The sequence below is a fragment of the Micromonospora sp. DT53 genome (assembly GCF_049841535.1).
In the GTDB taxonomy this organism is placed as follows: domain Bacteria; phylum Actinomycetota; class Actinomycetes; order Mycobacteriales; family Micromonosporaceae; genus Micromonospora.
Map to the genome: position 1 here is coordinate 1,020,759 of NZ_JBNCKM010000002.1, position 21,395 is coordinate 1,042,153.

The 21,395-nt window shown below is 70.3% G+C and carries 19 protein-coding genes; 5 read left to right on the forward strand and 14 right to left on the reverse strand.

Translation table 11 applies throughout. The annotated features are described in order from the left end of the window. Positions 1–6: 6 nt before the first annotated feature. Complete coding sequence (locus tag ACLQ3B_RS10580; RefSeq protein ID WP_425779524.1) at positions 7–1,320, reverse strand: PLP-dependent aminotransferase family protein; 1,314 nt, start codon at positions 1,318–1,320, stop codon at positions 7–9. A 295-nt stretch (positions 1,321–1,615) separates the two neighbouring features. On the opposite strand from ACLQ3B_RS10580, the gene ACLQ3B_RS10585 reads away from it, so the two are divergent. Beyond that, complete coding sequence (locus ACLQ3B_RS10585; protein ID WP_110564833.1) at positions 1,616–2,281, forward strand: GNAT family N-acetyltransferase; 666 nt, start codon at positions 1,616–1,618, stop codon at positions 2,279–2,281. 12 nt (positions 2,282–2,293) lie between these two features. Here the strand turns inward: ACLQ3B_RS10585 and ACLQ3B_RS10590 are convergent, their stop codons facing one another. The 7 genes from ACLQ3B_RS10590 to murJ all read right to left on the reverse strand — a co-directional run bounded on the left by ACLQ3B_RS10590 (position 2,294) and on the right by murJ (position 10,689). Then, complete coding sequence (locus ACLQ3B_RS10590) at positions 2,294–3,457, reverse strand: N-acetylmuramoyl-L-alanine amidase (RefSeq protein ID WP_425779526.1); 1,164 nt, start codon at positions 3,455–3,457, stop codon at positions 2,294–2,296. Between the two features lie 171 nt (positions 3,458–3,628). Further along, positions 3,629–3,952, reverse strand: coding sequence for a thioredoxin (trxA, locus tag ACLQ3B_RS10595; protein ID WP_124819929.1), 324 nt, complete (start codon positions 3,950–3,952; stop codon positions 3,629–3,631). A gap of 31 nt (positions 3,953–3,983) precedes the next feature. Continuing rightward, positions 3,984–4,934 carry a thioredoxin-disulfide reductase gene (trxB, locus tag ACLQ3B_RS10600; protein ID WP_425779528.1) on the reverse strand — a complete coding sequence of 317 codons (951 nt, stop codon included), beginning with the start codon at positions 4,932–4,934 and terminating at the stop codon, positions 3,984–3,986. Positions 4,935–5,117: 183 nt separating this feature from the next. Further along, the gene (locus tag ACLQ3B_RS10605; protein ID WP_425779530.1) at positions 5,118–6,125 is read right to left on the reverse strand and encodes a hypothetical protein; all 1,008 of its coding nucleotides are present in this window, start codon (positions 6,123–6,125) and stop codon (positions 5,118–5,120) included. After that, positions 6,122–6,838 carry an RNA polymerase sigma factor SigM gene (sigM, locus tag ACLQ3B_RS10610; protein WP_425779532.1) on the reverse strand — a complete coding sequence of 239 codons (717 nt, stop codon included), beginning with the start codon at positions 6,836–6,838 and terminating at the stop codon, positions 6,122–6,124. Before sigM ends, ACLQ3B_RS10605 begins: the two co-directional genes overlap by 4 nt. A 43-nt stretch (positions 6,839–6,881) precedes the next feature. Next, on the reverse strand, positions 6,882–8,492 hold the full coding sequence (locus ACLQ3B_RS10615; RefSeq protein ID WP_425779534.1) for a protein kinase family protein: 1,611 nt from the start codon (positions 8,490–8,492) through the stop codon (positions 6,882–6,884). Between the two features lie 445 nt (positions 8,493–8,937). After that, a complete protein-coding gene (murJ, locus tag ACLQ3B_RS10620; RefSeq protein ID WP_425779535.1) occupies positions 8,938–10,689 on the reverse strand; it encodes a murein biosynthesis integral membrane protein MurJ in 1,752 nt (583 codons plus the stop codon). A 126-nt stretch (positions 10,690–10,815) separates the two neighbouring features. Here murJ and ACLQ3B_RS10625 point away from each other — a divergent pair, with 126 nt between their 5' ends. Continuing rightward, positions 10,816–12,276 carry a CCA tRNA nucleotidyltransferase gene (locus ACLQ3B_RS10625; protein WP_425779537.1) on the forward strand — a complete coding sequence of 487 codons (1,461 nt, stop codon included), beginning with the start codon at positions 10,816–10,818 and terminating at the stop codon, positions 12,274–12,276. 76 nt (positions 12,277–12,352) lie between these two features. Here the strand turns inward: ACLQ3B_RS10625 and ACLQ3B_RS10630 are convergent, their stop codons facing one another. Together ACLQ3B_RS10630 and ACLQ3B_RS10635 are read right to left on the reverse strand one after the other, a co-directional pair. Further along, positions 12,353–13,870 carry a flotillin family protein gene (locus tag ACLQ3B_RS10630; RefSeq protein ID WP_425779539.1) on the reverse strand — a complete coding sequence of 506 codons (1,518 nt, stop codon included), beginning with the start codon at positions 13,868–13,870 and terminating at the stop codon, positions 12,353–12,355. Positions 13,871–13,898: 28 nt separating this feature from the next. Then, positions 13,899–14,456 carry a hypothetical protein gene (locus tag ACLQ3B_RS10635; protein WP_425779882.1) on the reverse strand — a complete coding sequence of 186 codons (558 nt, stop codon included), beginning with the start codon at positions 14,454–14,456 and terminating at the stop codon, positions 13,899–13,901. Between the two features lie 55 nt (positions 14,457–14,511). Between ACLQ3B_RS10635 and ACLQ3B_RS10640 the strand changes: the two genes are divergently transcribed. Beyond that, positions 14,512–14,991, forward strand: coding sequence for a methylated-DNA--[protein]-cysteine S-methyltransferase (locus ACLQ3B_RS10640; RefSeq protein ID WP_425779541.1), 480 nt, complete (start codon positions 14,512–14,514; stop codon positions 14,989–14,991). Between the two features lie 36 nt (positions 14,992–15,027). Here ACLQ3B_RS10640 and ACLQ3B_RS10645 read toward each other — a convergent pair whose 3' ends face one another. From ACLQ3B_RS10645 to ACLQ3B_RS10655, 3 genes are all read right to left on the reverse strand, one after another. Beyond that, a complete protein-coding gene (locus tag ACLQ3B_RS10645) occupies positions 15,028–15,660 on the reverse strand; it encodes a hypothetical protein (RefSeq protein ID WP_425779543.1) in 633 nt (210 codons plus the stop codon). 153 nt (positions 15,661–15,813) lie between these two features. Next, on the reverse strand, positions 15,814–16,893 hold the full coding sequence (locus ACLQ3B_RS10650) for an inositol-3-phosphate synthase (protein ID WP_238669615.1): 1,080 nt from the start codon (positions 16,891–16,893) through the stop codon (positions 15,814–15,816). A 23-nt stretch (positions 16,894–16,916) separates the two neighbouring features. Continuing rightward, positions 16,917–17,555 (reverse strand): PadR family transcriptional regulator, encoded by a 639-nt coding sequence (locus tag ACLQ3B_RS10655; protein ID WP_030331823.1) that lies wholly within the window; start codon positions 17,553–17,555, stop codon positions 16,917–16,919. A gap of 175 nt (positions 17,556–17,730) precedes the next feature. Here ACLQ3B_RS10655 and ACLQ3B_RS10660 point away from each other — a divergent pair, with 175 nt between their 5' ends. Then, a complete protein-coding gene (locus ACLQ3B_RS10660; protein WP_196920347.1) occupies positions 17,731–18,180 on the forward strand; it encodes a DUF5318 domain-containing protein in 450 nt (149 codons plus the stop codon). Positions 18,181–18,319: 139 nt separating this feature from the next. On the opposite strand, the gene ACLQ3B_RS10665 is transcribed toward ACLQ3B_RS10660, so the two are convergent. After that, a complete protein-coding gene (locus ACLQ3B_RS10665; RefSeq protein WP_425779546.1) occupies positions 18,320–19,060 on the reverse strand; it encodes a hypothetical protein in 741 nt (246 codons plus the stop codon). Here ACLQ3B_RS10665 and ACLQ3B_RS10670 point away from each other — a divergent pair. Further along, complete coding sequence (locus ACLQ3B_RS10670) at positions 19,023–21,329, forward strand: transglycosylase domain-containing protein (protein ID WP_425779548.1); 2,307 nt, start codon at positions 19,023–19,025, stop codon at positions 21,327–21,329. The two genes, ACLQ3B_RS10665 and ACLQ3B_RS10670, sit on opposite strands and share 38 nt — an antisense overlap. The last annotated feature ends 66 nt before the right edge of the window (positions 21,330–21,395 follow it).

The following is a 21,395-nucleotide window of genomic DNA, read 5'->3' on the forward strand; positions in this document are numbered from 1 at the left end:
CCGGCATCATGCCAAGTCGGGCCCGGGCACGTCGGAGCCGGCCCGGCCGCGTCGGCCGGCGGCGCCACCCACGGCGCCGAAGACCCGGCGCATGGCGATCTCCTGCTCCATCACACCGGCCAGCCGGCGGACGCCCTCGCGGATCCGCTCCGGCGGCGGGAAGCTGAAGTTGAGCCGCATGGCGCCGGTGCCGGTGCCGTCGGCGTAGAAGCCCGTGCCGGGGACGTAGGCGACCCGGGCGGCGACCGCGCGCGGCATCATGGCCTTCGAGTCGAGCCCGTCGGGCAGGGTGGCCCACACGAACAGACCGCCGGCCGGCGTGGTCCAGCTGGTGCCCTCGGGCATCAGGTCGGCCATCGCGTCGAGCAGGGCGTCCCGGCGCTCCCGGTAGACCTCGCGGTAGACCTTGAGCTGCTGACGCCAGGGCATCGTGCCCAGATAGGTGGCCACCGCGGCCTGGGCGAAACCGCTGGGGCAGAGGATCTGCGCCTCGCTGGCGATGACCAGCTTGTCGCGGACCGCGTGCGGCGCCAGGATCCAGCCGACCCGCAGCCCGGGGGCGAAGGTCTTGGAGAACGTGCTGAGGTAGAAGACGCCGTCCCGGCGGCGGGCCCGCAAGGGGGCCGGGGCCTCACCCTCGAACCCCAGCTGACCGTACGGGTCGTCCTCGACGACGAGCAGGCCGGCGCGCTCGCAGATGTCGAGCACCCGTTCCCGGCGCTCCTCGCTGAGCGTCACGCCTGTCGGGTTCTGGTAGGTGGGGATCGTGTAGAGGAACTTCACCCGCTGACCCGCGCGGGCCAGGTCGGCGATTGCGGTCTCCAGGGCCTCCGGAATCAGCCCGTCCGCGTCCATCGGTACGTGGACGACCTGCGCCTGGGCGGCCTGGAACACACCGAGCGCGCCGACGTACGTCGGCCCCTCGGCGAGCACGACGTCACCCGGGTCGAGGAAGAGCCGGGCCACCAGGTCCAGTGCCTGCTGCCCGCCCACGGTGACCACGACGTCCTCCGGGGAAGCGCCACACGCGGCGTCGATCCCGGAGAGCGACATCACCTCGCAGATCCGCTCCCGCAGCTCAAGGGTGCCCTGACCGATGCCGTACTGGAGGGTGGTCACGCCGTGCTCGGAGCCGAGTCGGCCGAGCATCTCACCGACCGCGTCCAGCGGAAGGGCGGCGATGTACGGTGCGCCGCCGGCGAGCGAGACGACCTCCGGGCGACTGGCCACCGCGAACAATGCTCGGATCTCCGAGGCGGTCATCCCGCGTACCCGCCGGGCGTACCGGTCGGTGTAGTCGTCGAGTGTCGTGCCGGTCATGACCTCACCTCGATCGCTGCTCGGGTGGCTCCCGCTCCGGGTACCCCGCACACCGCTGACCATGGCGGCGGGCACACCGATTGTCGATGGTAGTCCGCCAGAGCCGTGCTGCTGCCGTACCGAAGCAGATCGACCACATGGCGGACCGTCCTGGGCGTCCCCCACTGCGGTGGGCATTTGCGCGTCCCCTCCCGTATCGCCGATCGGCGGCGTACGATCGCTCGTCGGGGGCAGGAAGGCGGCGCTGTCGTTCCATGCCGGTCTCACCACCGAGCCTATTGTGGGGATGCTCCATATGTCGCGACGTCTGGTCAGCCTGACCCTCGACACGTTGGAAGACCTTCCGCGCCCGTGCCGGCAATGCGTCTACTGGGAGCTCGATCCGGTCTCCGCGGACCGGGCCTGCGCCGCCGGCGATCCGGGCCTGGAGAAGGAGGCGTGGGTCTCCCAGACGCTGTTGGAGTGGGGCTCCTGCGGCAAACTCGCGTACGTCGACGGCATGCCGGCCGGCTTCGTGATGTACGCCCCGCCCGCGTACGTGCCCCGTTCGATGGCGTTCCCGACCTCACCGGTCTCGGCGGACGCGGCACTGTTGATGACCGCCAACGTGGTCGCCGCGTTCGCCGGCGGCGGGTTGGGCCGGATGCTGGTGCAGGGTGTCGCCCGGGATCTGACCAAGCGTGGGATCAAGGCCATCGAGGCGTTCGGCGACGCCAAGTTCGGCGACGCGGACGACCCCGCCGGCGGTTGCGTGGCACCTGTCGACTTCTTCCTCTCCGTGGGTTTCAAGACCGTGCGGCCGCATCCGCGCTTCCCTCGGTTGCGCCTTGAGCTGCGTACGGCGTTGAGCTGGAAGTCCGACGTCGAGTACGCGCTGGAGAAGCTGCTCGGATCGATGAGCCCGGAGACTCTGCTCCGGCCGGTCCGTCCCGCCCCGGCCACCCGCTCCACCAACGGCTGACGCGTCGGCGGATCAGTCGACCACCGTGCCGGCGGTCACGACTGCGCGCAGTTCGCTGACGTCGAGCGATCCGGTCGGGACGTCCCGTTCGATCGGGTAGTACATCCGCTGCACCGCGGCCACGATCGCCTCCACCACCCGGTCCCGGAACCGGGGGTCGACGAGCTGGGCGCGGTCGGTCGGCGAGGTGAGGTAGCCGACCTCGACCCGGACGGCGGGCATCCGCGTCAGGCGCAGCAGTTCCCACGTCTTGGCGTGGGTGCGGCAGTCCCGTAGCCCGGTGCGGGCGACGATCTCCCGCTGTACCAGCCCGGCCAGGCGTTCGCCGGTCGCGGAGGTCACCCCGTTGTCGGTGCCGTAGTGGTAGGTCGCGACGCCCTCCGCATCCGGGTTGGCGTGGCCGTCCAGGTGCAGCGAGATGAAGACGTCGGCGCCGAGCGAGTTGGCGAGCAGGGCGCGGTCGGAGTCCGGCAGGCAACTGTCGGGCGACGGGCCTCGGGTGAGCTGCACCCGCACCCCGGAGGCGGCGAGCCGCCCCTCCAGTCGACTGGCCAGGTCGTGCATCAGGTCCGCCTCGGTCCAGCGCAGTGCGCCGTCGGGCACCACCATGCCGGGGTCGGTGCCTCCGTGCCCCGGGTCGATGACGACCGTCTTGCCGACCAGCGCCGGCCCGGACTGCCGGATCGCGTCGGACTCGCGGAGCCACTGCGGACGGCCACCGACCACCTTGCGGCCGATCCGACGCAGCGCGTTCATCGTGTGCGGCCCGCAGGAACCGTCCGGGGTGAGACCTACCTCGCGCTGGAACTGGGCCACCGCCCGCGACGTCCGGACACCGTAGATGGCGTCCGCCCGGCCCACGTCGTACCCCATCTCCAGCAGGCGCTCCTGCAACGACCGGACGTCCTCGCCGCTGAGCGGCTCGGGGACCGCGTGGTAGAGGGTGCGGGCGCCGAGCCGCCAGCGGGCGGCATCCAGGGCGCGCCAGGTCTCCGCTCCGACCCGGCCGTCGACACTGAGCCCTCGCGACTGCTGGAACGCGCGGACCGCCCGTTCGGTGTCGAGGTCGAACTCGTCGCTGTGCGAGCCGGCGGCGGCGAGCAGGTCGAGGCCGGTCAGGATGGTACGGATCTCCGTGACCGCGGGTCCCCGGTCACCGGGTCGGATCGGACGCACGCACGACCCCCTCTGCACGACGCTGGCTGGCCGGGCGGCCCAGGCTTGAGGCTATGCGCTCCGGGGCGGCGAGGTGGCTGGGGCCGAGAAATACGTCGGCGGCGCGGCGGAGAAGACGCCGAACCCCGCACCCGGCGAGCGGGTACGGGGTTCGGTTGATGTTTCTGCTGGTCAGAGAGCCGATTCGATGAGCCGGACCAGCTCGCCCTTCGGCTTGGCACCGGCGATCGACTGCACCGGCTGACCGTTCTTGAAGACGGTGAGCGTCGGCACCGACATCACCCGGTAGGCCCGCGCGGTCTCCGGGTTCTCGTCGATGTTGAGCTTGACGATGGTGACCTGGTCACCCATCTCCCGGGCGATTTCCTCGAGCAGCGGCGACACCTTGCGGCACGGCCCGCACCACTCCGCCCAGAAGTCCACCAGCACCGGCTTGTCGGCCTGCAGCACGTCAGTGACGAAGCTCTTGTCCGTGACCGCCTTGGTTGTTCCCACTATGCCCCTCCTCCGGGATGTGTTCCTTGTTTCAGCTGAGCGTCGCGATGAACCGTTCGGCGTCGAGCGCGGCGGCACAACCGGTGCCGGCCGCGGTGATCGCCTGACGGTAGGTGTGGTCGACCAGGTCGCCGGCGGCGAAGACACCGGGCACGTTGGTGCGGGTGCTCGGGGCGTGGACCTTGACGTAGCCCTCGTCGTCCATCTCGACCTGGCCCTGGAAGAGTTCGCTGCGGGGGTCGTGACCGATGGCGACGAAGACGCCTGTCACGTCCAGCACCTTGGTCTCGCCGGTGTGCACGTTGCGGACCCGTACGCCGGTGACCTTGCCGTCCTCGCCGAGGATCTCCTCGACGGTGCTGTTCCACTCGACCTTGATCTTCTCGTTGCTCAGCGCCCGGTCAGCCATGATCTTGCTGGCCCGGAACGAGTCACGCCTGTGGATGATGGTCACCGACTCGGCGAAGCGGGTGAGGAAGCTGGCCTCCTCCATCGCCGAGTCGCCGCCGCCGACGACCACGATGTGCTGCTTGCGGAAGAAGAAGCCGTCGCAGGTGGCGCAGGAGGAAACACCGTGGCCCAGGTATTCCTGCTCGCCGGGCACGCCCAGTGGCCGCCAGGCCGAACCGGTGGAGAGGATGATGGAGCGCGCCCGGTAGGCGGTCTGGCCAACCCAGACGGTGCTCACCGCGCCGGAGCCGGCGTCGCCGGTGTCCACCAGCTCGACCCGGGTCACGTCGTCGGTGAGGAACTCGGCGCCGAACCGCTCGGCCTGCTTGCGCATGTTGTCCATCAGCTCGGGGCCGAGGATGCCGTCCGCGAAGCCGGGGAAGTTCTCCACCTCGGTCGTGGTCATCAGCGCGCCACCGGACTGCACGCCCTCAATGATCAGCGGCTTCAGGTTGGCGCGTGCGGCGTAGACCGCCGCTGTGTAGCCGGCCGGCCCGGAGCCGATGATGATCAGGTTGCGGACCTCGTCCACTGCCGTCTCCCGAGTTGTGTGTGTTCGGCGTCGGCGCGAGCACCGATGCTGATCCGAGTCGCCGACGCCTGGGTGGGGCCGGCAGCTGACTTCCAGAACGTCATCGTACGAACCGGGGATTCCCGAGCCGGGCATCCGGTGGGTCAGGTCACGTGGGCGCTCATCGTGCCATTGACCGTGGATTCACCCTACCCGCGCCGAATACCGGCTGTCCGCGCCGGACCCAGGCACTCCGCACTCCGGGCCGCTCACCCAGGCCCACCGGGCTCCGGTCGTATCGGTGAAATGAATGACCAGCGCCTGGTCGCCCTGGAACCGCGCGTAGTCCACCGCCTCGACCACCAGTGGGGCGGATCCGTGCTCCGCCGCGACGCCGGCCAGGCAGGTGGTCAGCGCGGTCTCGTCGGTCAGCCGGGCCAGCTGGTCCGACCCGTCGGGGGAGGGACGGCGTCCGCCCTCGGCATCCACCTCCGGCTGCCCGCCGGTGGTCTCGCCGGTCGCCCGGCTGGTAACCGGTGCGCTGTGGGCGTCCGGGCCGTAGGCGTTGCCGAGGGTCTGCGGGGTGTAGTTCGTACCACTGCGCAGTGCCGGCCCGGTGGTGCGGAACGCCGCGGCCCCCGCGGCGTCCTCGGGTGCGCTGGCCGGCCGATTCATGGCGTTGGTGCCGCCGGAGTCGTCCGACGCGCCCATCGACAGCTGGTTGAGGCCCAGCGCGACGGCGATGACGGCGATCGCGGCGGCGGCCACGGGTGCGCCACGGCGGGCCCAGCCGCGCTGGCGGCGGCCCGGACCGGTGGATGCCCCACGCTCCGACCCGACGGGCGTACGGACGGCCGCCCGGCGACCGGACCCGCCCTGCGCCGGTACGACAAACGACGTCCCCGCGTCGCCGGCCGGATCGACGCTTGGCGCGTGCTCGGTCGAGTCGTTCGTCGGCTCCGCGGAGGCCAGCGCGGCCAGGAGACGGTCGGTGATCGCCGACGGCATCTCCGGGAACGGCTCGGCCCAGCGGGTCAGGTCCGTCCGGACCTCGGTCACGGCCGGGACCAACAGCGCGTACGCCTCGGCCCAGGACGGGTCCGCGGAGACCAGCTGGGCGACCTCGTCCTGCTGCGGGGTGCCGTCCAACGCCCCGCCGAGGTAGTCAGCGAGGAGGTCTGCGTCGACCTCCCGGAACCCCTCGGTCGTCACGTGTCCTCCTGGGTGGCGTCCTGCCGATACCGGCCCGACCCCGATCCGACGCCCTCCGCCGGGCCGGGGTTCCCTGGCGTGACGCCGGGCACGCCCGTGATCGGGGCGGCAGGGGCCGGCCGGGTCGAAGGCGTCGCGACGGCAGTAGGACGGAGATGCCCGAGCAGCACGGCCAGCCGCGCCCGGCCCCGGGCACACCGGCTCTTCACAGTCCCCTCGGCGACGCCGAGGATGCGGGCGACCTCGGCTACCGGATAGCCCTGTACGTCGACCAGCACCAGCGCGGCGCGTTGCTCAGGGGGTAGCGCGGCGAGCGCCTCGCGGACCACCAGCACCGTGTCGTGGTCCGCTGCCGGTGCCGCCGGCTCCAGCCCGCCGGTGCCCGATCCGTCCTCGGACCGGTTGCCGTCCGGCAGTGGCACGGTGGGATGCGCCTGCCGGCGTCGGATCCGGTCCAGACAGGCATTGACCACGATCCGGTGCAGCCAGGTCGTGACGGCGGAGTCACCGCGAAAGCGGGCCGCCGCCCGATGCGCCGACAGCAGGGCGTCCTGGAGTGCGTCGGCTGCCTCCTCGCGGTCGCCGAGCGTCCGCAGGGCCACCGCCCACAACCGGTCGCGGTGCCTGTGGAAAAGCTCGGCGAAGGCGTCCCGATCTCCGGCGACGTGCGCGCGCAGCAGCTCCAGGTCCTTCGCTGCGGCGCGCCCGTCCATCACCGCGTCCAGTGCGTGCGGTGCCCGGATCGTGGTGCCCGGCTCACGACCCCTGGACCGTGATCTCCTGCACCCCCAGCTTGAACCCACCCTCGGCCGGAGGCAACTCGGTGATCCAGAACAGCAGGTACTGGTATTTCTTGTCGGCGTCGAAGCCGTTGAACGTCATTGTGGTGCCGTCGTGGTCCTCGAACGGCTGACCGATGGGGGTCTTGTAGCTCGCGACCAACTGCTTGTCACCGCCGGTGCTGGACTCGCCCGGCTTGGTCGTGCCGGCGAGCAGTTGGGCGGACGCGCCGGTGGCCGACAGCACCGCCTGCACCGACTTGACGGTGTGCAGCTCGCCGAGGTCGATCCAGACGCCCATGCCCTTCTTCAGGTTGCCGAAGTTGGGCTTGTTCACGTAGGTCTCGGTCTCCCAGCCCTTGTCCTCGTCACCGTCGATGACCTTCTCGGCGTCACGGACCTCACTGCGGTCCTTGCTGTCCGGGTCGATGATCCGGACGTCCTTCACGGTCAGCTTGCGCGCCGTCGCGGCGGCCGGGGTGGCGTCACCGGCCGGGGCACTGGAGGTCGGCGCGGCGGCCGGGGTGGGCTGCGGGTCCTTGTCGTCGCCGCCCAAGGCGATGATCCCGATCAGCAGACCGACCAGGGCGACGGCCAGCAGACTGGCAATGCCGACGGCGACCTTGCGACCCCCGGCAGCGGCAAGCGGCGACGGCTCTTCCCCGGTCTCGGCGGCGAACCGCAGCGGCCCGCTGTTGTCGAGGTAGTGCTCGTCCTCGGCCGGCACGTCCAGTCGCGCCAACTCGGCGGCGAGCACGTCCGAGGACGGCGGCGCGATCTCCGCGTCGAGCAGATCCATGGTCAGGTCGTCCAGGTACGCCGGAACGCCCGCCCGAACCTGGCGGGGTGCCGCGATGGCGCCACCGGCGTCCCGAACAGCGTCCGGGATGGCGGCGCGACCGTGGCCGGCGGTGGCACCGCGCAACGGCGCCTCTGCGTGCGGCCAGGAGCCGGTCAGCGCGAAGTAGAGGACCCCGCCGACCGCCCGGATGTCGTTCTCCTGGCTGTCGGCGCCGTCGGTGCGGGCGTCGGCCAGAACCACGCGACCCTCATCGCTGATCATGACGGTGCCTGGGTGGACGTTGCCGTGCACCATGCCGGTGGCGTGCACCGCGGCGAGCGCGCTCGCGACGGCGTTGCCGATGGCGGTGGCCCGAGCCGGGTCCAGGGGGCCGTCGGCCGCCAGGTCCCGCAGGGACTGCCCGTCGACCCACTCGCGCACCACGTACGCCCGGTCGGCCTCGTCGATCGCGTCGTAGACGCCGACCAGGTTGGGGTGGATGACCCGGCTGGCCGCGACGGCGGCCTGAAGCATCTCGGTGGCGGAGTCGCCACCCGGGTAACGCAGCACCACGGCAACGGGACGGCGCAGGATGACGTCGACCCCGCGCCAGACCAGCCGACCCGCACTGTCGTTGTTGATGTGCTCAACGAGCTCGTACCGCTCGGCGAGGACTTCACCGGCCGTGGGAGCACCGAAGGTCATGACCGGAGGAGCGCTTTCGTCCGCCTCCTGACCCTCGCCGACCTGGGTCACCCGTCCTCCCTCGGAGATCGTGTCGATCGATGAACCCGAACTGCTGGGCATGTGGCTTCCCGCTCTGCCGTTGAAGGAACCGGCCGACCGGTGTCGACGCCCAGCGTCGGCCCCTGCCGTACCCGTCGAGAGCGACCTTACCCGGGTTGCCCGTCTCTCCGACATGTCATCTTCCCGCCGCACCTGGCGGGATTCCGGCAGTCGGTGAACTCGTCCGGTTACGACCGTTGTCAGCCACGTTGCTGGCACATGTACTAGCTAATCTACGGCTTCACCGCAAGTGACCGACGTCGGGGCTGGGCTGACGTGGCGCTTGCGCTGCCTCGTACGTTCCCACCGATCGGGTCGCCACCCTCAGCCGTACGGTTGGTTATCCACAGGCTGAAGCGGTAGCTGACCGGCGAATCGCGGAGTTATCCACAGGAGCATCCCCAGCCTGGTGATCCGTCGTGACGGTCCGTATGAGTGTCAACTTGTTGTAATCAGATGCTGGCTTTCAGCGACCGAGGCGCCGGCGGACCATGCCGACCACCTCGGTGATCTCCCCGATCCGCAGCAGCATGGCAAGACCCAGGTAAGTCCCGCCGATCACCGCGCCACCGATCACCAACTGCACGACAGCCTGGATCCAACTTGGCCGGTCGCCGCCGGGCAGAAGGCTCACGACGAGGAGGCCGACCAGGGCGGCCCCCAACGCGGCGACCGCCACTCGGCCGAGGGTGCGCAGGATGGCGCCCATCCCGATCCGGCCTACGCGGGGCCGCAGCAACCAGGCGGAGGCAAAGGCCGCCGCCAGGTAGGACACGGCGTTGCCGATCATCATCCCGGCCGCGGCGAAGTGGGCGGCGAAGGCGACGTAGAGCACCACCTGCACGCCGATCCGCAGGGCCACCACCGGAATGTTGATCAGCGCCGGGGTACGAGTGTCCGGCAGGGCGTAGAAGGCGAAGGTGAAGAGCTGGCTGATCGCGAACGGCACCAACGCCAGCGCCGCCAGGAGCAACACCAGCGAGGTGTCCGCCGCGTTCTCGTCGCTGAACGCGCCGTAGCGGAACAGCGCCACGGCCAGCGGAGTCGCCAGCACCGCGTAACAGACCGCGATCGGGGCGAGCACCGCCGAGACGGTGCGCGTGCCCCGGGACAGGTCGGCAGCGACGTCGGCGTACCGACCGTCGGCGGCGGCCGCGCTCATCCGGGGCATCAGTGCAGTGATGATCGATACGGCGATGATGCCGTGCGCCATCATCAGCAGCAGGAACACGTTGTTGTAGATCAGCGGGCCGGCCGCGTTCTCCTTGCCTGCCCGATTCAGCAGGTTGAACAGCACGATCAGGCCGACCTGGCTCACCGCGACGTAACAGAACATCCAGCCGCCGAGACGTCCCAGCTCGCGCAGCCCGAGGGTGCGGAAGTCGAACCGGAACTTCCACCGGAAGCCGACCTTGCGCAGCGCCGGCAGCAGCCCGGCGGCCTGGATCGCGACGCCGAGCAGGGTGCCGCCACCGATCAGCAGAATCCGGCCGGTGGTCATGTCCTCCGGCTTGACGATCTTCGCGCCGAAGATCGCGATGTACAGGCCCGCGGTGGCGATCACCACGATGTTGTTCAGGATCGGCGCCCACATCGGGGCCGCGAAGTGCCCCCGGGTGTTGAGCACCGCGCTGATCAGCGCACTGAGACCGGTGAAGAAGATCATCGGCAGCATCAGGTACGACAGTGCCTTGACCACGTCCCGGAAGTCGTCGCCCGTGTCGTCGCCGGCGTAGAGCTTGGTCAGCAGGCCGGCCGACAGCACGGCCAGCAGGGCCGCTCCCGCCAGGGTCAGCACCGCGAGGGTCAGCAGCCGCTGGGCGTACGCCTGACCGCCGTCCGTGTCGACCCTGCGCCTGCGGACCAGCACGGGGATCAGCACGCTGGTGAGGATGCCGCCGAGTAGGAACTCGTAGACCATGCCGGGCAGGATCTGCGCGGTGGTGTACGCGTCGCCGACCAGCGCCCCACCCAGCGCTGCGGTCAACGCCAACGTGCGCAGGAAGCCGGTACCCCGGCTGACCAGGCTGCCGATCGCCATCACCGCGCTGTTGGTCGCCGCGCTCGCCTCGCCTACCTGCTCCTGCGGTGGGGCGGTCGACTCCATGGCCGGCTGGTTCAGCGGCTCGGCGGAGATGAACGTGGCGCCGTCCCCGGGACGGATGTCGGCGCCGCCATCGTTCGCGGCGTTGGCGCTGCGGTAGAGCCCGCCGCTCATCTCCAGCCTCCCAGGGGTACGTCGAGCCGGACACCGACCCGCACGCCACAGACCATAGTCAACCCCCACCCGTTACCCGCGCCCGGCGGATCGGATCACACCCCGGCCCGATAAGCTGGCGATCCCATGTCCGAAGCCTCAGCTCCTCACGCCGCCGACCGCCGCGAACTCACCGCCGCGCAGCGCAACGCCGTCGCCGAACTGCTCCGGGTGTCCCCGGTCGCCGACGAGTTGGGCCGCCGCTTCGTCCGCGCCGGTCACGAGCTGCACCTGGTGGGCGGTTCGGTACGGGATGCCCTGCTCGGTCGGCTCGGTGACGACCTCGACTTCTGCACCGACGCGCACCCCGACGAGACCCTGCGGATCATCAAGGGCTGGGCCGAGTCGATCTGGGAGACCGGTCGCGAGTTCGGCACCATCGGCGCTCAGCGCGACGGCCTCCGGCTGGAGATCACCACCTTCCGTGCGGAGTCGTACGACCAGGTCAGCCGCAACCCGGTGGTGGTGTACGGCACAAGCCTCGACGAGGACCTGAAGCGGCGCGACTTCACGATCAACGCGATGGCGGTGAGCCTGCCGGAGCACCGGTTCACCGACCCGCACGGCGGGCTGGCCGACCTCTCGGCCAAGGTGATCCGTACCCCGAGCACGCCTGGTGAGTCGTTCGGTGACGACCCGCTGCGGATGCTGCGGGCCGCCCGGTTCGCCGCACAGCTGCGTTTCGCCGTGCACCCGGACGTGCACGTGGCGATGGCCGAGATGTCCGCCGACCTGGACCGGATCACCGCCGAGCGGATCCGCGACGAGTTCACCAAGCTGCTCTGCGGCGCGGACCCGATCACCGGGCTGCGGCTGCTTGTCGACACCGGGCTGGCGGAGCGGTTCCTGCCGGAGCTGACCGGCCTGAAGCTGGAGATCGACGAACACGCCCAGCACAAGGACGTCTACGAGCACACGTTGACTGTCGTCGAGAACGCGGTTTCCCACGAGGAGGACGGCTGCGACTTCATCCTGCGGATGGCCGCCCTCCTGCACGACGTGGGCAAGCCGGCGACGAAGGCGGTCGGGTCCGACGGTCGGGTCAGCTTCCACCACCACGAGGTGGTCGGGGCTCGGCTGACCAAGGCCCGGATGAAGGCGATGCGGTACCCGAAGGACGTCACCGCGCAGGTGACGGCGCTTGTCGCGCTGCACCTGCGCTTCTACGGGTACGGGCGGGGCGAGTGGACCGACTCGGCGGTGCGCCGCTACGTCGCCGATGCCGGTGACCTGCTGCCCCGCCTGCACAAGCTGACCCGCTCGGACTGCACGACCCGCAACCGGCGCAAGGCCGCCCAGCTCGCGGCCGACTACGACGCGCTGGAGGACCGGATCACCCGGATCGCCGCCGAGGAGGATCTGGCGCGGGTTCGACCCGACCTGGACGGCAACGCGATCATGGAGCTGCTCGGCGTGCCGCCGGGGCCGGTGGTCGGGCGGGCGTGGAAGCACCTCAAGGAGCAGCGCCTCGAGCACGGCCCGCTGGACCGCGACGCCGCCGAGGCGGAGCTGCTGCGCTGGGCCCGCGCCGAGGGCCTGATCACCTAGCGCTTCGAGCCTCGCGACGATCGACGCCGAGGGGTGCCACCCCCGAACCGGGAGTGGCGCCCATCGGCGTACGTCGTCAGCGGGTTTCGACGGTCGTACCGTCGACGGACGCGGCGCCGTTGCCGGCCGGGGTGGAAGCCGAGCCGAGCCGCGCCAGCAGGCCGGGCAGGTCGATCCCGGTGAGGTCGCTGCCGAGCTGGAGGCCCTGGGCCACGTTGCCGGCCACCGACTTCGTGAGCGACGACGCGCCGTCGGTGGAGATGACAGTCATCTTGTCGATCGCCCCGATCGGCGCACTGGCCGCCTCGACGACCTGCGGCAGCACCTTGACCAGCAGGTCCAGCACTGCCGCCTCGCCGTACGCGGCGAACGCCTCGGCCTTGCGCGCCATCGCGTCGGCCTCGGCCTCACCCTTCGCCAGGATCGCCGCGGCCTCGGCCTGGCCCTCCCGCTCCACAGCCTCGGCGATGGCGGAGCGCCGCCGCTGCTCGGCCTCACCTTCCTTGGCGCCCTCGATGGCGTTGGCCTCGGCGAGCGCGGCCCGTCGGGCCCGCTCACCCTCACCGGTGAGGCGGGCCTGCTCGGCGGACGCCTGTGCGGCGGCGATGACGGACTGACGCTGCGCGTCGGCGTGCAGCACCGCCGCGTTGCGGGACGCCTCGGCCTCCTGCTCCACCTTGTACCGGGCGGCGTCGGCCGGCTTGCGCACCTCGGTGTCGAGTTGGCGTTGCTTGAGTTCGGCGTTGCGCTCGGCGACCTTCTGCTGCTCGGAGAGGATCGCCTGGTCCCGTTCGGCCTGGGCGAGCGGTCCGGCCGCCGCGGACTTCGCCTTCGCCGCGTCGATCTCGGCCTGGATGCCGGCCTGCTTGAGGGCAAGGTTGCGGTTCGCCTCGGCGATGGCCTCCTCGGCGAGCAGCCGCTCCTGCTCGGCCTGCTGCCGGGCCCGCGCCTCGGCGATCGCCGCGTCCTTGAGCACCCGGGCGGCCTCGGGCCGGCCCAGGTCCTGCAGGTAGGAGCCTTCGGCGAGGATGTCCTGGAGCTGGAAGGTGTCCAGCACCAGACCCTGGTTGGTCATCGAGTGCTCGGCCTCCTCGGCGACCGCGCTGGCGAATGCCGCCCGGTCCCGGATGACCTCCTCGACGGTGAGCCGGCCGACGATCGAGCGCAGCGCGCCGGCCAACACCTCCCGGGTGAAGTTGTCGATCTCGTCCTGCTGGTGCAGGAACCGTTGGGCCGCGGCCCGGATGGCGTCCTCGGTGCCGCCGACCTTGACGATCGCCACGCCGTGCAGGTCGGCGCGGATGCCCTGCTTGCTCACGGCGCCCCGGATGCCGACGTCGATCCGCCGGCTGGACAGGTCGAGCGACTGGAGTTTCTGCACCACAGGCAGGACGAAGACCGACGCGCCCAGCACGACCTTCTGCCCGGAGTTGTCGGTGGACCGCCCACCGTCGGCGGTCTGCGTGGTGCGGCCCTTGCGTCCGGTGACGATGAACGCCTCGTTCGGGCCGGCCACCTTGATCCGGGAGAGCACGAAAAGCACAAGGATGAGCGCGAGGAGGACCGCGCCACCAATGGCGATGAGGAGGGCCATACAAGGAGTCCCGTCTACGAGGGGGAAGTCAGTAGGTCTCGACGTGCACGCTTGTCTCGCTGAGCGCCTGCACGACGAAGACCTGGGCGCCGAGCGGGATCGGCTGGTCCGCGCGGGCGCTGAGCTTGACCGGTTGGCCGGCGAGGCGAATGCGGACCTCGCCGTACCCGTTGGCCGGCACCGGGGTGACGACCAGGCCGAGCGCGCCGACCAGGTCGTCGCGGGTGGGGGTGGGGTCGGTGCGCATGTTCCGGGCCGCCCGGCTCAGCCGGGACGCCAACCAGCCGGTGGGCACGGCCGCGAGCACGCCGCCGGCCACCGCCCCGGCCACCAACCCGGGTGTACGCGCACCGAGCAGTTCGTTGACGATGGCCGCACCGAACCCGAACGCCCCGGCGAAGCCGGCGACCGTCTCGACCGAGATCGGCCCGTCCACGTCGGCGTGCCCGAACTGGAACAACTCGGTGCCGAGCAGGGCGAGCGCGAGCACGCCGATGCCCGCTCCGCCGATGATCAGAAAGATGAGCGTCCCCGTTGCCACGACCTTGACGGTATCGATGCCGTGCAACGCTGAACGGCCCGGCAGGACGCTGGTAGCCGGGCCGGCGAACGAGTCCGCGACAGAGAGGGAGAATGGGTGGATGCGCTGGACCGTGCTCGACTCACCCATCGGTGAGTTCTCCGTCGCCACCGACGGCACGAGCGTCTGCGGCGCGCATTTCGGCCGGGTCGAGGCGGCCGTCGGGGAGCCCGACCACGCGTTGTCCCGGCAGGCCGTCGACGAACTGCGGGCGTACTTCGCCGGTGAGCTGACCGCGTTCACCGTCCCGGTGTCGGTGCCGCGCGGCTCCGACTTCGAGCGCGCCGTGTGGCGGGAGATGACGCGAATTCCGTACGGGGAGACCTTCACCTACGGCGAGGTCGCGCGCCTGGTCGGCGATCCCGGAGCGGCACGGGCGGTGGGAGTGGCCTGCAACCGCAACCCGGTCCCGGTGATCGTGCCGTGTCACCGGATCGTCGGCGCGGGCGGCAAGCTCGTCGGCTTCGGTGGGGGCCTGCCCCGCAAGGTCAAGCTGTTGGAGTTGGAGGCCGGGGTCGCGCTGCGGCACGCCTGGTCCTGAGGCGCCCCGCAGTGGCGTCTGTTCCCGGTGGAGGCGTTACCCGGCGCTGGGCGACCCTTCCGGGCCGGCGGCTGGTGAGGTCCGGACGGGCCATGGCGGGTCGACCGGGGTCTTCGGCCGGAAGAACGCGTCGGCCGGTGGCAGGGCCAGCAGGACCAGCGCCACGACTATCGCCACCGGCGCGCCCAGGCCCAGGGTGAGCAGCAGGGGCTCCAGCCAGTTCGGCATGTCGTCCCGTGCCATCGCGGTGATCCGGTCCATGTTCTCGGCGGAGTAGATGGAGTAGAGCGGCCGCGGAGACCGGACCGCCCCGACGGTGGCGCAGCAGGCGAGGAGGGGCGCCGAGGCCCAGGAGGCGATCCGTGCGGCGTTCACGCCCACGACGTTGGCTGCGGCCAGGGTGAGGAGTCCGATCGCCAGCACCGCGGTCAACAGGTCAGCCGCCAGATCGGCGGTGCTGCCCAGGGCGGCGAAGGCCACCCCGTCCGTTGCCTCGAAGGACCTGGCGGCCGTGTGGAAGAAGTCCTGGTGCCAGTAGCCGAGTGGCAGTGCGGCCAGTTGCGCGACGGCGGCCAGGGCCAGCAGCAGGGAGGCCAGCGCGACGGTGCGCGGCCGAGGAGGTCGGACCGGTTGCGGGACTGTCGCTGTGGTGCCGGTGCGGGAGGCCATATCTCGATTATCGATAGCCGCGCTGTCGCCCGTGGTCCCGGAGACGGTGGCGGTGATCACGGGACGGCTCTCGTACCCCGGGGAAGTTGACCCACGCGGAAGGGCCGGGTCCGCACGGGACCCGGCCCTTCGACCTGCTTGTTACTCAGCGCGTCAGCGCGTGACCTCACCGGCGATGAACTCCTCGACGGCCTGGTGGGCGTCGTGGTCGGCGTACTGCACCGGCGGGGACTTCATGAAGTACGACGAGGCCGACAGGATCGGGCCGCCGATCTTCCGGTCCAGGGCGATCTTCGCGGCCCGGACCGCGTCGATGATGACGCCGGCCGAGTTCGGAGAGTCCCACACCTCGAGCTTGAGCTCGGCGTTGAGCGGGGTGTCACCGAACGAGCGGCCCTCCAGGCGGATGTACGCCCACTTGCGGTCGTCCAGCCACGGCACGTGGTCCGACGGGCCGATGTGCACGTCGCTCTTGCTCATCTCGTGCGGGATCTGCGAGGTGACCGACTGGGTCTTCGAGATCTTCTTCGAGACCAGTCGCTTGCGCTCCAGCATGTTCATGAAGTCCATGTTGCCGCCGAAGTTGAGCTGGTACGTGCGCAGCAGCTCGACGCCGCGGTCCTCGAAGAGCTTCGCGAGCGCGCGGTGCACGATGGTGGCGCCGACCTGGCTCTTGATGTCGTCACCGACGATCGGCAGGCCAGCGTCGGTGAACTTCTGGGCCCACTCCGGGTCGGAGGCGATGAAGACCGGCAGGGCGTTGACGAACGCGCAGCCGGCGTCGATGGCCGCCTGGGCGTAGAACTTGGCGGCCTGCTCGGAGCCGACCGGCAGGTAGCAGACGACCACGTCGACCTGCGCGTCGCGCAGCGCCTGCGCCACGTCGACCGGGGTGGCGTCCGACTCCTCGACGATCTCGCGGTAGTACTGGCCCAGACCGTCGAAGGTCGGACCGCGCTGCACGCTGACGCCGGTCGGCGGCACGTCGCAGAGCTTGATGGTGTTGTTCTCGCTGGCGACGATCGCCTCCGCGAGGTCCATGCCCACCTTCTTGGCGTCCACGTCGAATGCCGCGACGAACTCCACGGCGTTGACGTGGTAGTCGCCGAAGGCGACGTGCATGAGACCCGGGACGCGGTCGTTCGGGTTGGCGTTCCGGTAGTACTCGACGCCCTGAACCAGGGACGAGGCGCAGTTACCCACACCGACGATGGCGACGCGGACGGAGCCCATAGCGTCTGCCTCCTTCTTTTCTGTCACGGCCGCTCATTCCTGGTCTCTCCAGGCGGAGGCGGGCTGTTGTCTTCTCGTCGGCCGCCGGCTGTCCCGATGTTCGGGACCGTCGGGGCTCGGCCGGAGCGCTCGTTGGCGATGAGCTCCTCCAGCCAGCGGACCTCGCGCTCACAGGCATCAAGGCCGTGGCGCTGCAGTTCCAGCGTGTAAGCGTCGAGGCGCTCGGCCGCCCGGCCCAGCACGTCACGAAGCCCTTCGCGACGCTCCTCGATCTTGCGGCGGCGACCCTCCAGAATGCGCAGTCGGGTCGCCTGGTCGGTCCGGGCGAAGAACGCGAAGTGCACCCCGAAGCCCGTGTCGTCGTACGTCTCGGGCCCGGCCTGTGCGATCAGCTGGGCGAAGCGTTCCTTGCCTTCCGCGGTGATTTTGTACACCACCCGACCTCGTCGGCTGGTGAGCGCGGGAACCTCCTCGGCAGTGGCGGGTGTCTCAGCAGCTTCGGTGATCCATCCCGCCGCCTGCAGCCTGCGTAGCGTGGGATAGAGCGAGCCGTAGCTGATCGCCGCCCGGATCGCGCCGAGTTTGGCGGTTAGCTCCTTGCGCAGCTCGTAGCCGTGCATCGGAGACTCCTGCAGGAGGCCGAGGATGGCGAACTCAAGCACTGGCCACCCTCTCTTTACCCTCCGGCGTGGAGTGGTAACCGCCGCGATGTATCGGACCGATACATCGCAACTTAGCGGCTCGCGCGGGCCAGGGCAAACCCCCGTTCCGAGATGCTGTCGTCACGGATTGTGAGCGTGGTCGCCTGCTCGGGCCGGACCGCGTACCCTTCTCCGCATGCGTACGCAGCGCCAGGTCGTCGACTACTCGCTTCAGAAGCGAGCAGTGCTGCGTGAGCTCCTGGCCGGCCGAGTCGGCACGTACGACGTCTGCGACGCGTCGCCGTACCTGAAGAACGCCGCTCGCTTCCACGGCGAGCCGACCGACAGGCGCTGCCCGATCTGCCGCAGCGAAAACCTGACCCTCGTCCACTACATTTACGGTGACGAACTCAAGCAGTCCGCCGGGCAGGCCCGGACACTTACCGAGTTGCCCGTGCTGGCGATGACGCTGCGTGAGTTTCAGGTCTTCGTGGTGGAGGTGTGCCTCGGTTGTGACTGGAACCATCTCGTCGAGCAGTACCTGCTCGGCCGGGACGGGCTGACCGGCGACAGCGACGGCACGAGCGAGCAGGACGCGGCGGGCGCCGAAGGCACCGGCCGGCGGAGGCGAGAGGCGCAACGGTGATCTCAGCTGGTTGTACCGGCCCCGGGGCCGCAGGCGAAACCCGGGACGGTCGACCGCTTGTTGGTCCGATTGGCCCGATTGATACGGCAATGACCCTGGTCGGCTGGCACCCGCGTGCCGGCGCCCCGGGTGAAGCAACTCACGGCAACCCGGTGGCGGCGCAGCTGCGCCCCACCGCGACCGGCAGGGTGTGAGGAATGAACTCGTACGGCGATCCCAGTTCTGCGCGCGGACGGACCCAGTACTCGGGTCCAGACGGTGACCCCGGACCGGGCGCGGACGACGCGTACCGCCGGCCCGGCGGTGACTCCGGTGGGAGCGGCTGGTCAGCCTCGGAGGGCGGCGCGGCAACCCCGGGCCGCGCCTCGGTGACGCCGCGGGCCGCCGGTGGTCGCGCCACTGTCGGTGGTGCGGCCTCGGTGCCGCCGCGTGGCGGTGCGGCCGCCGGTTCCGCCTCGGTGGGTTCGGCAGCGGCCGGTCGGGCCGGTCGGGCGTCGGTGCCGGTGTCCCCGGCACCGGGTGTGGCCGCTGGCCGCGCCGGCGCCGGTCGGGCGTCGGTACCCGTCTCCCCGGCGCCGGGCGCACCGGCAGGTCGGGCCGTGGTCGGTGCCGCCTCCGTCGGTGCGGCCTCGGTCGGCACCGCCTCGGCGGGCCGGGCCAGCGTCGGCTCCGCCTCGGTCGGTGGCCGTGCGGCGGTCGCCAGGGCGAGCGTGTCACCGGTCTCCGGTGGGCCGGGCGGCCCCGGTGGGCCCAACGGGCCGGGTGGGCCGGGCGGTCCAGGTCGGGGCGGTCGTGGTCCGGGTGACTCGGGCGCTGCGGCGCGGGCGAAGAAGCGCAAGCGGATGAACCTGCTGATCGCCGGGTTCGCCGTCTTCATCATGCTCGCCGGCATCGGCGTGGTCGGGTTCACCTACTACTCGACAAGCGTGGTGCTTCCGGACGAGATCACGCCGCCGCAGGCGACCACCCTGTACGCCTTCGACAACAAGACGATCATCGCCAAGGTGGGCGATCAGAACCGAACCCTGGTCACCATCGACCAGATTCCGGAGTACGTGCAGAACGCGGTGGCCGCAGCCGAGGATCGGAACTTCTACCGACACTCCGGTGTGGACTACAAGGGCATCGCCCGCGCCGGCTGGAACAACCTCTCCGGCGGCGACAAGCAGGGTGCCTCCACCATCACCCAGCAGTACGCGCGTAACGCCTACGACAACCTGAAGGACGACACGTACGCCCGGAAGGTGAAGGAGGCGATCTTCGCCTCCAAGCTCAACGACGAGTACACGAAGCCAGAGATCATGCAGCACTACCTCAACGTGATCTACTTCGGCCGGGGTGCCTACGGCATCGAGGCCGCGGCGCAGACCTACTTCGGCAAGTCGGTGAGCAAGCTCGATCCGGCCGAAGGTGCGGTGCTCGCGGCCCTGATCAAGCAGCCGGAGCCCAGCTCCACCCACCAGGGATTCGACCCGGCGATCAACCCGACCGCCGCCCAGGACCGCTGGACCTACGTGATCGAGGGCATGGTCAAGGAGGGCTGGCTCGGCGTGCCCGGCAAGGAGCCGCGGCCTGCCGCGTACCCGACGAAGACCCTCAAGGCCCCGAAGAAGGGCGGCATCGGCGTCGACTTCGGCGTCGACACCCCGTACGGCAATGTCATCAACTACGTCCGGCAAGAGATGCGGGACAGGGGCATCTGCGTCGAGAAGGACGCAGAGGTGACAGATGCCAAGCCGCTGTGCTCCCAGGCGTTGATGGCCGGCGGTTACCGAATCCGGACCACAGTCGATACCAAGATTCAGGCGGCGGCGGTCGCGACGGCCCAGCGCAAGTCCAAGGGCTCGGAGTTGGCCGGTCAGCGAAGCAACATCATGGCCGCGGTGGTGTCGATCGACCCCACGAACGGTCGGGTCGTCGCGTACTACGGCGGTGACAACGGCACCGGCACCGACTACGCCGGCAAGAACACCGACTCCACCGGGGCGATCAGCGGCGGTCACTCGCCCGGTTCAAGCTTCAAGATCTACACCCTGGCGGCCGCGCTCAAGGAGAAGAAGGCGCTCGAGTCTCGCTGGAAGGGCAAGGCCTTCAAGCCGGAGGGCACCTTCAAGGTCAGCAACGCCGGCACCGACAACCCCTCCTGCGGCAACTCCTGCACGCTGCGGGTGTCCACGCTCAAGTCCCTGAACGTGCCGTTCTACTACGTCACCGAGGAGATCGGCGCGGACAAGGTCGTGGACATGGCCAAGCAGGCGGGCGTCACCGCCATGTGGCGCACCGACACCAACCCGGCGAAGGCCTACGACCTGACCAAGAGCGACCCGAAGGACATCACGCCGGAGCCGTTCTTCAACGTGGTCGGCTACGGTCAGTACCCGATCACCGTGCTGGACCACGCCAACGGCGTCGCCACGTTCGCCAACGGGGGCGTCTACAACAAGGCCCACTTCCTGTACTCGGTGGAGAAGCAGAACCCGACCACAGGTAAGTGGGACAAGGTCTACAGCGAGAAGCTCGACTCGAAGCGGAGGATCGAGAAGAGCGTGGTGGACGACGTGACGTCGGTGCTGGAGGACTACCCGGCGGCCGTCAACCACCGGCTCGACGACGGCCGCAAGGCAGCCTCCAAGACCGGCACCTGGGAACTCAAGGACGGCAGCGAGGACAACGGCGACGCCTGGATGATCGGTTACACGCCGCAGTTGGCCACCGCCGTGTGGGTGGGCAACGTGCAGGCCCGGAAGCCGCTCATCCTCAAGGACGGTCACACCAAGGTCAGCGGTGGCAACCTCCCCGGTGCAATCTGGGAGCGGTTCATGAACGAGGCGCTGAAGGGCAAACCGAAGCTCGACTTCCCGCCGGCGGCGAACATCGGCGACAAGGACGCCGGAAACGGTGAAGCGCCGCAGCCACCACCACCGCCGCCGCCACCGACCAACCCGGGGGGTCAGAACCCTCCCTGTAACCCGCTTATCGACCTGTTCTGCCAAAACGGGGGCGGCAACCCTGGGGGCAATCCCGGCGGCAACCCTGGGGGCAACCCCGGCGGTAATCCTGGTGGCAACCCTGGCGGCAATCCCGGGGGCGGCGGAAACGGTGGTGCTGGCGGCGGGCTGTTGCCCAGCCTGCCACCCAACCGGGACTGACACGCGCCAGCACACGACGCCGCCGCCGGCCGGACGACAGGTCCCGGCCGGCGGCGGCGTTTTCGT

Excerpts from the sequence above, each read along its gene's own strand:
- ACLQ3B_RS10580 (WP_425779524.1), bottom strand. The coding sequence starts at position 1,320 with ATGACCGGCACGACACTCGACGACTACACCGACCGGTACGCCCGGCGG.
- ACLQ3B_RS10585 (WP_110564833.1), top strand. The coding sequence starts at position 1,616 with ATGTCGCGACGTCTGGTCAGCCTGACCCTCGACACGTTGGAAGACCTT.
- sigM (WP_425779532.1), bottom strand. The coding sequence starts at position 6,838 with ATGGACGGGCGCGCCGCAGCGAAGGACCTGGAGCTGCTGCGCGCGCAC.
- ACLQ3B_RS10615 (WP_425779534.1), bottom strand. The coding sequence starts at position 8,492 with ATGCCCAGCAGTTCGGGTTCATCGATCGACACGATCTCCGAGGGAGGA.
- murJ (WP_425779535.1), bottom strand. The coding sequence starts at position 10,689 with ATGAGCGGCGGGCTCTACCGCAGCGCCAACGCCGCGAACGATGGCGGC.
- ACLQ3B_RS10625 (WP_425779537.1), top strand. The coding sequence starts at position 10,816 with ATGTCCGAAGCCTCAGCTCCTCACGCCGCCGACCGCCGCGAACTCACC.
- ACLQ3B_RS10630 (WP_425779539.1), bottom strand. The coding sequence starts at position 13,870 with ATGGCCCTCCTCATCGCCATTGGTGGCGCGGTCCTCCTCGCGCTCATC.
- ACLQ3B_RS10640 (WP_425779541.1), top strand. The coding sequence starts at position 14,512 with ATGCGCTGGACCGTGCTCGACTCACCCATCGGTGAGTTCTCCGTCGCC.
- ACLQ3B_RS10645 (WP_425779543.1), bottom strand. The coding sequence starts at position 15,660 with ATGGCCTCCCGCACCGGCACCACAGCGACAGTCCCGCAACCGGTCCGA.
- ACLQ3B_RS10650 (WP_238669615.1), bottom strand. The coding sequence starts at position 16,893 with ATGGGCTCCGTCCGCGTCGCCATCGTCGGTGTGGGTAACTGCGCCTCG.
- ACLQ3B_RS10660 (WP_196920347.1), top strand. The coding sequence starts at position 17,731 with ATGCGTACGCAGCGCCAGGTCGTCGACTACTCGCTTCAGAAGCGAGCA.
- ACLQ3B_RS10670 (WP_425779548.1), top strand. The coding sequence starts at position 19,023 with ATGAACCTGCTGATCGCCGGGTTCGCCGTCTTCATCATGCTCGCCGGC.
- ACLQ3B_RS10665 (WP_425779546.1), bottom strand. The coding sequence starts at position 19,060 with ATGATGAAGACGGCGAACCCGGCGATCAGCAGGTTCATCCGCTTGCGC.